Source organism: Streptomyces violaceusniger Tu 4113, assembly GCF_000147815.2.
Taxonomy (GTDB): domain Bacteria; phylum Actinomycetota; class Actinomycetes; order Streptomycetales; family Streptomycetaceae; genus Streptomyces; species Streptomyces violaceusniger_A.
Map to the genome: position 1 here is coordinate 8,966,494 of NC_015957.1, position 12,722 is coordinate 8,979,215.

The following is a 12,722-nucleotide window of genomic DNA, read 5'->3' on the forward strand; positions in this document are numbered from 1 at the left end:
TGCCTTCCTCGTCGAAGTCGGACCGGTGCCGGTGCCGGTGATGTGGTGACCGGCCGGTCCTGGGGAGCCTTATGCCTGTATATCAGCGTTCCGCCGCACGGGCAGCCAACCACCCACACGGCCGGTTCGCCGGATTGTCATCTGCGGGGCTGGGCGTCCAGCACCTGCTGGAGCGCCTCGAACTCCTCCACGCACTTGCCGGACCCGAGCGCGACGGAGTCCAGCGGGTCCTCGGCGATATGGATCGGCATCCCGGTCTCCTGGCGCAGCCGCTCATCCAGGCCGCGCAGCAGCGCACCGCCGCCGGTGAGCACGATGCCGCGGTCCATGACGTCGCCGGAGAGCTCCGGGGGGCACTTGTCGAGGGTGGTCTTGACGGCGTCGACGATCGAGTTGACCGGCTCCTCCATGGCCTTGCGGACCTCGGCGGCGGAGATCACGACGGTCTTGGGGAGGCCGCTGACGAGGTCACGGCCGCGGATCTCGGTGTGTTCCTCTTCGTCGCTCTCGGCCGCGGAGCCGATGGTGATCTTGATGTTCTCGGCGGTGCGCTCGCCGAGCAGCAGGCTGTACTCCTTCTTGATGTGCTGGATGATCGCGTTGTCCAGCTCATCGCCCGCCACCCGGATGGACTGCGCGGTGACGATGCCGCCCAGCGAGATGACGGCGACCTCGGTGGTGCCGCCGCCGATGTCCACGACCATGTTGCCGGTGGCCTCGTGGACGGGAAGGCCGGAACCGATGGCCGCGGCCATGGGCTCCTCGATGATATGCACCTGGCGGGCGCCCGCCTGGGTGGACGCCTCGATTACGGCACGGCGCTCAACTCCGGTGATACCGGAAGGCACACAGACGACCACTCGGGGCCGGGCGAGATAGCGGCGCTTATGAATTTTCAGGATGAAGTACCGCAACATCCGCTCGGTGATCTCGAAGTCGGCGATAACGCCGTCCTTGAGCGGACGCACAGCGACGATGTTGCCAGGGGTGCGGCCGATCATCTTCTTCGCCTCGGCGCCCACGGCGAGAATTCCGCCAGTGTTGGTGTTGATGGCGACGACGGATGGCTCGTTGAGGACGATCCCGCGGCCCCTGACGTACACCAGCGTGTTGGCGGTCCCGAGGTCGACAGCCATGTCACGGCCGATGAACGACATGTTGTTCCCCATGAGGATACGTCAGGCCTTCCCTGCTGGAGCGATTGCTTGCTAGAGGTCGGCAGGATGGGTGTGCGCTGCGAGGCGCTGAGGCTTCATCGTAGTCACGCCCGCTCGAACACGCTGCGGGGGTCCTCCGCCATTGTCAGCAGAACACGACCCCGCCTCCTCTAATGGTGACGTCGTGTCGCGGAGATGCGTTCCCCCGATCGGCTCGCATATGCCGAAGGGCGGCCGGGTAATTCGGCCGCCCCCAGGTCAGCAGGGGTGTGGCAAGCTGATGATCAAACTGATGGCCGATCAGTACCGATCGGATCGGGATCAGGCGAGCCCGGGAAAGAAAATCTTGATTTCCCGTTCGGCGGACTCCTCGGAGTCCGAGGCATGGATCAGATTTTCCCGAACGATGGTGCCGAAATCGCCACGGATGGACCCGGGCGCCGCGGCGATCGGGTCGGTCGGCCCGGCCAGCGCCCGGACGCCCTCGATGACCCGCTCGCCCTCGACGACCAGCGCCACGGACGGAGCGGAGGCCATGAACTCCATCAGGGGCTCGTAGAAGGGCTTGCCGACATGCTCGGCGTAGTGCTGCTCCAGGACCTCACGGTCCAGCCGACGCAGCTCGAGGGCGCTGATCGTCCAGCCCGCCTTCTTCTCGATCCGCCCCAGAATCTCGCCCACCAGACCGCGTCGGACGGCGTCGGGCTTGAGAAGGACGAGCGTGCGCTGGCTCACGGTGCGGGCTCCTTTGGGAAATGGCGTGCTGGTGGCGCTGTGAGGCAGAGGCTACATGGGTGAACGAGGGCCACGTCACGCAGTGTCAGGCGAGGCGGCCGAGGCCGCGGCGAACCGCGCCTTCGCCTCGTCGACCTTACGGCCGAAGTGGACCGAGGCCCACCACAGCGCGGCGAAGACCACCCCGAGGACGAACATGGTGGTCACCACGAAACCGCTCAGCACCAGGCCGATCTGCAGGGCCCAGCCGATCTGCACCGCGCCCGGACGGCTCAGCATCCCGCACAGCAGCACACACAGAACCATGGCGATCCCGCTGACCGTCCAGACGGTGCCCGTCGACAGCCCGGACGTCTTCATCGCGACCAGCCCGGCGAAGCCGATCACAAAGAACTCACCGATGAGGGTGGAAGCGCACAGTGTCCGCATATCAGCCCCTTCCCAGAAGCAGCCGGGCCTCGCCGACCGTGATCACCGACCCGGTCACCAGCACACCCGCTCCGGCGTATTCGCCCTCTTCCTCCGCCAGGGTGATGGCTTCCTCCAGGGCGTCGTCCAGCCGGGGCTCTACCTGGACCCGGTCGGAGCCGAAGACCTCGACGGCGATCGCGGCCAGCTCGTCCGGGTCCATCGAGCGATGGCTGGAATTGCGGGTCACCACGACCTCGGCGAAGATCGGCTCGAAGGCTTCCAGCACACCGCGCACATCCTTGTCGGCGCTCGCCCCGACCACGCCGATCAGCCGGCTGAAGTCGAAGGACTCGGTGACCGCCTCGGCCGCCGCACGGGCGCCCGCGGGGTTGTGCGCGGCGTCCAGCACCACGGTGGGGCTGCGGCGCACGACCTCCATCCGGCCCGGCGAGGTCACCGAGGCGAAGGCGGAACGGATCGCGTCGATGTCGAGCGTGCGGGCGTGCTGGGAGCCGACGCCGAAGAACGCCTCCACGGCCGCCAGTGCCATCGCCGCGTTGTGCGCCTGGTGGGCGCCGTGCAGCGGGAGGAAGACATCGGGGTACTCTCCGCCGAGGCCGCGCAGGGTCAGCAGCTGACCGCCGACCGCCACCTCCCGGGAGAGCACACCGAACTCCATGCCCTCGCGGGCGACCGTGGCGTCCACCTCGACCGCGCGCTTGAGCACCACGGAGGCGGCCTCCACCGGCTGCTGCGCGAGCACCACGGTGGCGTCCTGCTTGACTATGCCGGCCTTCTCCGTGGCGATCTGCTCAGGAGTGGTGCCGAGCCGGTCGGTGTGGTCCAGCGAGATCGGCATGATCACCGCGACGCCCGCGTCGACCACATTGGTGGCGTCCCAGGAGCCGCCCATGCCGACCTCGACCACCGCGATGTCCACGGGCGCGTCCGCGAAGGCCGCGTACGCCATCCCGGTGAGCACCTCGAAGAAGGACAGCCGGTGCTCCTGCTGGGCGTCGACCATCTCGATGTACGGCTGGATGTCCTGGTACGTCTCGATGAACCGCTCGGCGGAGATCGGCGCCCCGTCCAGGCTGATCCGCTCGGTGATCGACTGGACATGGGGGCTGGTGTAGCGGCCGGTGCGCAGCTCGAAGGCGCCCAGCAGCGACTCGACCATGCGGGCGGTGCTGGTCTTGCCGTTCGTGCCGGTGATGTGGATCGAGGGATAGGACCGCTGCGGCGAGCCGAGGATGTCCATCAGCGACTCGATGCGCACCAGCGACGGGTCCAGCTTGGTCTCCGGCCAGCGCTTGGCCAGCTCGCCCTCCACCTCGCGCAGGGCGCGGTCCACCTCGGGGTCGGCCGGGCGGGACGGAATGCCGTCCCCCTGCGGTGGCCCGGACTGCGCACGCAGTGTCCGGCTACCGGCCTCGATCACCGCCAGATCGGGGTCACGGTCGGTCTCGGCTTCGACGATCTCTTCGAACTCGTCGGACTCGTTCTGGGGACGCTCCTCGCTCACGCCGACCAGTCTACGAGGCAGGGGTGACAAGCCGGGCCAGCGCCATCCCCGCGGTCACGACCCGGTATCACCGAGGGGGTCACGACCCGCTATCGGCGAGAGCAGCCTTCATCATCGACTTGGCGATCGGCCCCGCGAGACCGCCACCAGAAATGTCGGCGCGGGCCGCGTCGCTGTCCTCGACCGCCACCGCGACCGCGACCTTGTGGCCGCCGCCGGCGTCCGCGTAGCTGATGAACCACGCGTAGGGATTGGCGCTGTTGTTCTCACCGTGCTGGGCGGTGCCGGTCTTGCCGCCCACCGTCACCCCGGGGATCTTCGCGTTGGTCCCGGTGCCCTCGTCCACGACCGTCCGCATCGCGGACTGCAGCTCGGACGCGGTGTGCTTGGACATCGCCTCGCCGTAGGTCTTGGCCTGGTTACGGTCCAGGGCGGAGGCAGTGCCGTCCGTGCTGCGGTCGACCTCGTACGGGGTCATCAGCTTGCCGTCGTTCGCGATGGCCGAGGAGACCATCGCCATCTGCAGCGGAGTGGCCGTCACATCGAACTGGCCCATTCCGCTCAGGGCCGTCTGCGAGTCGTTCATCCCGCTCGGGTAGAGACTCTTCGCGGCGCGCACCGGGATGTCCAGCTTGGAGTCGTCGAAGCCCAGCTTCTCGGCCTGCGCCGACACCTTGGACTGGCCCAGGTCCACGGCCATCTTCGCGAAGACCGTGTTGCACGAGTACTCCAGGGCGGTGCGTATCGTCGCGTTCTTACAGGGCGCCGACCGGTTCTCGTTGCGCATATCGGTGACCGTGCCCGGCAGCCGGTACGGATCCGGGCTCTTGGTCGGCTCGTCCACCGAGGAGTACAGCCCGTTCTCCAGCGCCGCGGCGGCGACCAGGACCTTGAAGGTCGAGCCCGGCGGGTACGTCTGGCGCAGCGCGCGGTTCAGCATCGGCTGCTTCTTGTCCTTCTGCAGCGCGAGCCACGCCTTCTGGTCCTTGGTGGAGGAGCCCGCGAAGCTGCCGGGGTCGTACGAGGGCGTGCTGGCCAGGCCCAGGACGGCGCCGGTCGTGGGGTCGAGCGCCACGGCCGCGCCGGTCTTGTTGCCCAGGCCCTCGTAGGCGGCCTTCTGCACGGCCGGATTGATCGTGGTGATCACGTCGCCGGGCTTGGACCGCTCCCGCGTCACCGCCTCGAGCGGGTTCTTCAGCCGGCTGTCGGAGCCGTCGAGGACCTGCCGGTCCAGGGCCTCGAGCTGAGTGCTGCCGTAGGACTGGGAGGCGTAGCCGATGACCGGGGCCCAGAGCTTGCCGTCGGTGTAGGTGCGCTTGTACTTCAGGGCGCCGTCGGTGGAGGCCGAGCCGGTGATCGGCTTGCCGCCGGCCAGGATGTCGCCCAGCGGGCCGGCGTACTGGGAGATGGCCACACGGCTGTTGTGCGAGTTGTCCCGGAGACTGGCGCCTCTCGCCAACTGCACATAGGTGGCCCAGGCGAGCAGGGCCAGCACGAGCAGCAGCGAGAAAATGGAGGCCCTTCGCAGAGGCTGGTTCATGGAGGGTGGAGCTCCTTCCGGGACGTACTGCCGGAGAACTCCCGGAAGGCAGTGTTTGGTTCCCGGTGGGGCTTTGCTGTGCGGGGCCTGTGAGGCGTTTGTGAGGCTTCTCCGGGCGCCTGTGGCACATCGCACACACCAAAGCGCCCCCGCCGGAATCCGGCGAGGGCGCCTCATGCGATCAGTGCCGACCGGCTTGGGGTCAGCTCTTGGTTCAGCCCTTGTCAGCCCTTGGGGAGGGCCGCCAACTGGGCGGTGATCCGGGCGATATCGGCCTCGGCGGTCGCCTGCCGGGTGCGGATCTTCTCCACGACATGGTCGGGGGCCTTGGCCAGGAAGCCCTCGTTGGACAGCTTCGCGGTCGTCTGCGCCTTGTCCTTCTCGGCCGCGGCGAGATCCTTGGCCAGCCGCTTGCGCTCGGCCTCGACGTCGATCGCACCGGACAGGTCCAGCGCCACGGTCGCGCCCGCGACCGGCAGCGAGGCGGTGGCCGTGAAGTCCTCACCGGCCGGCTGGAGGCGCAGCAGGGAGCGCATCGCGTCCTCGTGGGCGGCGAGCGAGGTGCCGGACAGCTCCAGCTTCGCCGGGACCCGCTGACCGGGCTGAAGGCCCTGGTCGGCGCGGAACCTGCGGACCTCGGTGACCACCTGCTGGAGGTTCTCGATCTCCCGCTCGGCCGCCTCGTCCCGGAAGCCGCTGTCGCCGGGCCACTCCGCGATGACGACGGACTCCTGGCCGGTCAGCGAGGTCCACAGCTTCTCGGTGACGAACGGGACCACCGGGTGCAGCAGCCGCAGCGTGACGTCCAGGACCTCGCCGAGGACGCGCCGCGCCGCGTCGGCCTCCGCACCGCCCTTGGCGAAGGTGGTCTTGGACAGCTCGACGTACCAGTCGAAGACCTCGTCCCACGCGAAGTGGTAGAGGACGTCGGAGAGCTTGGCGAACTGGTAGTCCTCGTAGTACGCGTCGACCTCGGCGACGACCTCGTTCAGCCGGGACAGGATCCAGCGGTCGGTGGCGGACAGCCGCTCGGGGGCTGGGAGTTCGCCCTCGACCGTCGCGCCGTTCATCAGCGCGAAGCGCGTCGCGTTCCAGATCTTGTTGGCGAAGTTGCGGGACGCCTGGACCCAGTCCTCGCCGATCGGGACGTCGACCCCGGGGTTGGCGCCCCGGGCCAGGGTGAAGCGGACCGCGTCCGATCCATAGGTGTCCATCCAGTCCAGCGGATTGACCGCGTTGCCAAAGGACTTGGACATCTTCTTGCCGAACTGATCACGCACCATGCCGTGCAGCGCGATGGTGTGGAACGGCGGGGTGCCGTCCATCGCGTACAGGCCGAACATCATCATCCGGGCGACCCAGAAGAAGAGGATGTCGTAGCCGGTGACCAGGACCGAGTTCGGATAGAACTTCTCCATGCTCTCGGTCTGCTCGGGCCAGCCGAGCGTGGAGAACGGCCACAGGCCGGACGAGAACCAGGTGTCCAGGACATCGCTGTCCTGGTGCCAGCCCTCGCCGCTCGGCGGCTCCTCGTTCGGTCCGACGCAGACGACCTCGCCGTTCGGCCCGTACCAGACCGGGATCCGGTGGCCCCACCAGAGCTGGCGCGAGATGCACCAGTCGTGGAGGTTGTCGACCCAGTCGAAGTAGCGCTTCGACATGTCCTCCGGGTGGATCTTCACCCGGCCGTCGCGGACCGCGTCGCCCGCGGCCTTGGCCAGCGGGCCGACCTTGACCCACCACTGCATGGACAGCCGCGGCTCGATGGTCGTCTTACAGCGCGAGCAGTGCCCCACGGAGTGGGTGTACGGGCGCTTCTCGGCGACGATCCGGCCCTCGGCGCGCAGCGCGCCGACGACGGCGCTGCGCGCCTCCAGCCGGTCCAGGCCCTGGAAGGGGCCGTGGGCGGTGATGACCGCGTGCTCGTCCATGACGGTCAGGTTCGGCAGGCCGTGCCGCTGCCCGATCTCGAAGTCGTTCGGGTCGTGGGCCGGGGTGACCTTGACCGCGCCGGTGCCGAACTCGGGGTCGACATGCTCGTCGGCGACGATCGGGATCCGGCGGCCGGTGAGCGGCAGTTCGATCTCGGTGCCGACCAGATGGCGGTAGCGCTCGTCGTCGGGGTGGACGGCGACCGCTGTGTCGCCCAGCATCGTCTCGGCCCGGGTGGTCGCCACGATGATGGAGGTGTCGCCCTCGCCGTACCGGATCGAGACGAGTTCGCCGTCATCGTCGTCGTACTCGACCTCGATGTCCGAGATGGCCGTAAGGCAGCGCGGGCACCAGTTGATGATGCGCTCGGCGCGGTAGATCAGCTCGTCCTCGTAGAGCCGCTTGAAGATCGTCTGGACGGCCTTGGAGAGCCCCTCGTCCATGGTGAAGCGCTCGCGGTTCCAGGCGACGCCGTCGCCCAGGCGCCGCATCTGGCCGGAGATCTGGCCGCCGGACTCGCCCTTCCACTGCCAGACGCGCTCGACGAACGCCTCGCGGCCCAGGTCGTGGCGGGAGACGCCCTCCTTGGCCAGCTCGCGCTCGACGACGTTCTGCGTGGCGATACCGGCGTGGTCCATACCGGGCTGCCAGAGCGTCTCAAAGCCCTGCATTCGCTTGCGCCGGGTGAGCGCATCGATGATCGTGTGCTCGAAGGCATGGCCGAGGTGGAGCGAGCCGGTCACGTTGGGGGGCGGGATGACGATGGCGTAGGGCTCTTTGTCGCTCTTCGCGTCCGCCTCGAAGTAACCGCGCTCTACCCAGCGCTCGTACAGCGGCCCCTCTACATCGGCCGGCGCGTACTGGGTCGGCAGTTCGGGGTGGCTGTTCGGCCCGCTCGCGGGGCGCTGCGAAGAGTTCTCGGTCACCTCCGCAGTCTAAAGGGCCGCGGCCTTCCGTTACGAACCCGTTGTGGCCCCAGGGCCAAGGCGCCCTGAGGCGTCGGGAAGGATGTTTGGAACTGTCATGCGCATAAGGAGAGGCACATGAGCCATCAGCAGCCGCCGCCGCAGCCCGGCCCCTATGGGGGCCAGCCAGGGGCGTACGGCGCCGGCCGGCCGCCGGTGCCCAATCCGTATGCGCAGACACCGGGCTACGGCCAGCAGCCGCAGGGCGGCTACGGTCAGCCGGGCCCCTACGGCGGGACCGGCGGCTATGGACATCCTCAGCCCGCGAACCCTTACGGGCAGCCGCCCCAGCCTCCCCAGCCGGGCCCCGTGCCCCAGCAGGGCCCGGGCTACTACGGCGGGCCGCAGGCGCCGCCGCCCCAGGGACCGGCGGCCGGTGGCCGCGGTAAGGGCCGCAAGGTGGCTCTCGCGGTCGGCGCGGTGGTGGTCGTGGGGGCACTGGGGGCGGGGGCGTTCATGCTGTTCGGCGGCGGCAGCGGCGGCCCGTACAAGCTGACCACGCCCAAGACCGTGGCCGCGGACTACGAGCGCCAGGGCTCGGGCACGGACGACAGCGATCTGTCCGCGGCGGGCAGGAAGGACCTCCAGCAGGTGCCGGTCGTCAAGGACCCGCATCTGGTGGCGGCCGATTACCAGACCTCCGGCAAGGAGATGCTGAAGTTCACCGGCGTCTGGGGCGAGGTGACCGACCCGGCGCGGGGCGCGGACCTCGCACTGGCGGTCATCGTCAAGACGCTGCAGGACAACGGCACCGCGCAGGCCAAGGGCAGCCCCCAGACGTTCTCCCCGGACGGCTTCGACGGGGACGTCCTGAAGTGCCAGTCCATGAAGTTCACGTCGGATCAGGGATCCATGGAGGCCCCCGCGTGCGTCTGGGGCGACAAGGACACCCTGGGCGTCACAGTCATGGCCGACCCGGCGGCCGCGGTTCTCGGCGGTGGTATGTCCCTTGAGGACGCCGCCGGTCTCACGGCCAAGGTACGCAAGGACGCGCGCGTCGAGATCGGCGGCTAGCCCGCGACCGGCGAACAGCGACACAACAGCGGTTTCACCAACGAGGGATACAGATGAGCTACAACCAGCCGGGCCCCTATGGCCAGCAGCCCCAACAGCCGGGTCCCTACGGACAGGGTGGTGCGGCCGGCCAGCCCGGCTACGGCTACCCGCAGCAGCCGGGTCCCTACGGACAGCCGCCGCAGCCGCCCCAGCAGGGTTACGGCTACCCCGGGCAGCCGCAGGGCCAGCCGGGCCCCTACGGACAGCCCCCGAACCCGTACGGCCAGCAGCAGCCGTACGGCCAGCCGGGCATGCCGGGCCCGTACCAGCCGGACCCGGGCCAGGGCGGCGGCAAGAAGAAGGGCCTGTGGCTCGCGATCGGCGCGGTGGTCGTGGTGGCCGCGATCGTCGGCGGCGTCCTGGTGATCCAGGACGGGGACGACAACGGCAGCGGTGGCGGCGGTGGCGGCGGTAAGGTCGCCGACGACGGCAAGCGGTACAAGCTCACCACCCCCCAGACGGTGGCCGGCGACTACACCAAGGAGTCCTCCGGCTCCGGCGGCGGGCTCACCTCCTCGGACGCGGACGACTTCGAGAAGTTCGGCGTCACCAACCCCGAGCCCGTGAGCGCGGAGTACAAGTCCGGCGAGGGCATGAGCGTGAAGAAGCTCCAGCTCAACGGGGTCTGGGGCGAGGTGAAGGACCCGGAGTCGGTCGTCGACGGCGCCTTCGCGAAGATCGCTCAGGAGGCCGAGAAGGACTCCTCGACCAGCAGCGGGATGAAGGCCGAGCTCGTGGGCAGCCCGGAGTCGGTGTCGCCCAGCGGATTCGAGAACGCCGTGATGAAATGCCAGAACACCAAGTTCACCCCGGGCGAGGGCTCCAGCTCCAGCGGCATACCCAGCAAGGGGTTCACGATCCCGATCTGCATGTGGGGGGACAACAGCACGGTGGGCTATGTGGTCGTCTCCGACGCGGCCGCGGCGCTGTCCGGCAACGGCATGTCGCTCGACGACGCCGGTGAGGTCACCGCGAAGGTCCGCAACGACGCGCGCGTGGAGATCAAGTAGCCGAGCGCGCCGCCCAGTTCACAGGCCGCCACAGCCGATCCGGAGGGGGACCCCCACAGCCATGAGCCACAACCAGCCACCGCCACCGGGGCCCTACGGCGGCGGACCCAGCCCGTACGGGGGCGCTCAGCCCAATCCGTACAGCGGAGGGCAGCAGCAGCCCGCGGAGCCCAACCCGTACGCGCAGCCGCAGGGTTACGGCTATCCGCAAGCGCCGCTCCCGCAGGGCTACGGCTACCCGCAGCAGGCGGGTCCCTACGGCCAGCCGCCCTACCCCGCGCCGCCCGCGGCCGGCGGGGGCGGCAACCGCACCAAGATCATCGCGGTGACGGTGGCCGGGCTCGTGGTGGTGGGCGCGATCGTCACCGGCGCCGTGGTGCTGTCCGGCGGCGACGACGGCCCGAAGTCGATGAAGCTGGTCACCCCCAAGACGCTCGACGATGGCACGTACACGCTGGACAAGGGCACGGACGACCTCGACAACGAGGGCACCAGCGTGCAGGGCAGCATGCCCGAGGGCGCCACCTCGGTCCTGGCCCAGTACAAGCGGTCGGACGACGACAACTCGGGGCTCGCCTTCTCCGGGATGTACGGCGAGATCAGGGACCCCGAGGCGGTCCGGGACGAGATGTTCAAGGGCTTCGCGGGCGGCGACGGCTCCCCCACGGTGGAGGAGAAGCGCAAGCGGTTCCAGCCGGAGGGCGCCGACGGCCCCTCGGTGGAGTGCGAGGTGGTCAAGGTCTACGACCGGATCTACGCCCCGGCCTGTGTCTGGGCGGAGGAGACGGACGCGGCGATGGTGCTCGACGTCAACGCGGGGAACACCTCGGCGTCGGACGCCGACATGGAGTCCTTCGCCAAGGTGACCGCGGGCATCTACCAGGACACCCGCAAGCCCGCCTGAACCGCCCGTAAGACGCCCACAGGGCGCGTACGACACGAAGAGGGCCCCGGGAGACCGGGGCCCTCTTCGTATGCCCTCTGCGGGGCGACTACGCGTGCGGGGCGCCTACGCGCTCTTCTCGTGCCGCTCGCCCGGCTCGGTGCCGCGGGTGCGGGGCACCAGCGTGGGATTCACATTGGAGTGCACGACGTCCTCGGTGATGACGACGCGGGCCACGTCCTTGCGGGACGGCACCTCGTACATCGCCGACATCAGCACTTCCTCGATGATGGCGCGCAGGCCCCGGGCCCCGGTGCCGCGCAGGATCGCCTGGTCGGCGATGGCCTCCAGGGCCGGATGGTCGAAGTCCAGCTCCACACCGTCGAGTTCGAACAGCCGCATGTACTGCTTCACCAGCGCGTTCCGCGGCTCGACGAGGATCTGCAGCAGCGCCTCGCGGTCGAGGTTGTGGACGGAGGTGATGACCGGGAGACGGCCGATGAATTCCGGGATCATCCCGAACTTCACCAGGTCCTCGGGCATGACCTCCTGGAACTGGTCGCTCGCCTCGATCTCGCGCTTGGAGCGGATCGTGGCGCCGAACCCGATGCCCTTGGCACCCGCCCGCGACTCGATGATCTTCTCCAGACCGGCGAAGGCGCCGCCCACGATGAACAGCACATTCGTGGTGTCGATCTGGATGAACTCCTGGTGCGGATGTTTCCGGCCGCCCTGCGGCGGCACCGACGCCGTGGTCCCTTCCAGGATCTTCAGCAGCGCCTGCTGAACGCCCTCACCGGACACATCGCGGGTGATCGAGGGGTTCTCGCTCTTACGGGCCACCTTGTCGATCTCGTCGATGTAGATGATGCCCGTCTCGGCCTTCTTGACGTCGTAGTCAGCGGCCTGGATCAGCTTGAGGAGGATGTTCTCCACGTCCTCGCCGACATAGCCCGCCTCGGTGAGCGCGGTGGCGTCGGCGATGGCGAAGGGGACGTTGAGCATCCGGGCGAGGGTCTGTGCCAGCAGGGTCTTGCCGGAGCCGGTGGGGCCGAGCAGCAGAATGTTGGACTTCGCCAACTCGATGCCGTCGTCCCGGCTGTGGCCGCCGTTCTCGCCCGCCTGGACCCGCTTGTAGTGGTTGTAGACGGCGACCGAGAGGGCCTTCTTGGCGGCCTCCTGGCCGACCACATAGCCCTCGAGGAATTCATAGATCTCGCGCGGCTTGGGGAGTTCCTCCCAGCGCACTTCGGAGGTCTCGGCGAGCTCCTCCTCGATGATCTCGTTGCAGAGATCGATGCATTCATCGCAGATGTACACACCCGGGCCCGCGATGAGCTTCTTCACCTGCTTCTGGCTCTTCCCGCAGAACGAGCACTTGAGCAGGTCGCCGCCGTCACCGATGCGTGCCACGAGGTGCTTCCCCTTCGCCTTGGATCCGCTTTGCTGCGCGGAACCGGGTGCTTGCGCTGCGCTTTCTGCTTCTTTTCCGGTGGGCCGGGGCCCCC

General features: G+C 68.8%; 10 protein-coding genes. 3 read left to right on the plus strand and 7 right to left on the minus strand.

Annotated features, from left to right (window positions below; all coding sequences use genetic code 11):
• Window positions 1–137 precede the first annotated feature (137 nt).
• From STRVI_RS37050 to STRVI_RS37075, 6 genes are all read right to left on the minus strand, one after another.
• Entirely contained in the window at window positions 138–1,157 is a 1,020-nt protein-coding gene (locus tag STRVI_RS37050) for a rod shape-determining protein (RefSeq protein WP_014060693.1), read from the minus strand.
• Window positions 1,158–1,478: 321 nt separating this feature from the next.
• Window positions 1,479–1,892, minus strand: a complete 414-nt coding sequence (gene ndk / locus STRVI_RS37055; protein WP_014060694.1) for a nucleoside-diphosphate kinase — start codon at window positions 1,890–1,892, stop codon at window positions 1,479–1,481.
• Window positions 1,893–1,967: 75 nt separating this feature from the next.
• Entirely contained in the window at window positions 1,968–2,321 is a 354-nt protein-coding gene (locus STRVI_RS37060; protein WP_014060695.1) for a DUF4233 domain-containing protein, read from the minus strand.
• A gap of 1 nt (window position 2,322) precedes the next feature.
• Window positions 2,323–3,828, minus strand: coding sequence for a bifunctional tetrahydrofolate synthase/dihydrofolate synthase (gene folC, locus STRVI_RS37065; protein ID WP_014060696.1), 1,506 nt, complete (start codon window positions 3,826–3,828; stop codon window positions 2,323–2,325).
• 79 nt (window positions 3,829–3,907) lie between these two features.
• Entirely contained in the window at window positions 3,908–5,368 is a 1,461-nt protein-coding gene (locus STRVI_RS37070; RefSeq protein ID WP_014060697.1) for a peptidoglycan D,D-transpeptidase FtsI family protein, read from the minus strand.
• Window positions 5,369–5,592: 224 nt separating this feature from the next.
• Window positions 5,593–8,226 carry a valine--tRNA ligase gene (locus tag STRVI_RS37075; protein WP_014060698.1) on the minus strand — a complete coding sequence of 878 codons (2,634 nt, stop codon included), beginning with the start codon at window positions 8,224–8,226 and terminating at the stop codon, window positions 5,593–5,595.
• 117 nt (window positions 8,227–8,343) lie between these two features.
• Between STRVI_RS37075 and STRVI_RS37080 the strand changes: the two genes are divergently transcribed.
• The 3 genes from STRVI_RS37080 to STRVI_RS37090 all read left to right on the plus strand — a co-directional run bounded on the left by STRVI_RS37080 (window position 8,344) and on the right by STRVI_RS37090 (window position 11,235).
• Window positions 8,344–9,279 (plus strand): hypothetical protein, encoded by a 936-nt coding sequence (locus STRVI_RS37080; RefSeq protein ID WP_014060699.1) that lies wholly within the window; start codon window positions 8,344–8,346, stop codon window positions 9,277–9,279.
• A gap of 53 nt (window positions 9,280–9,332) precedes the next feature.
• Window positions 9,333–10,331, plus strand: coding sequence for a hypothetical protein (locus STRVI_RS37085; protein ID WP_014060700.1), 999 nt, complete (start codon window positions 9,333–9,335; stop codon window positions 10,329–10,331).
• Window positions 10,332–10,392: 61 nt separating this feature from the next.
• On the plus strand, window positions 10,393–11,235 hold the full coding sequence (locus STRVI_RS37090; protein ID WP_014060701.1) for a hypothetical protein: 843 nt from the start codon (window positions 10,393–10,395) through the stop codon (window positions 11,233–11,235).
• 105 nt (window positions 11,236–11,340) lie between these two features.
• Here the strand turns inward: STRVI_RS37090 and clpX are convergent, their stop codons facing one another.
• Entirely contained in the window at window positions 11,341–12,627 is a 1,287-nt protein-coding gene (gene clpX, locus STRVI_RS37095) for an ATP-dependent Clp protease ATP-binding subunit ClpX (RefSeq protein WP_014060702.1), read from the minus strand.
• Between the last annotated feature and the right edge of the window lie 95 nt (window positions 12,628–12,722).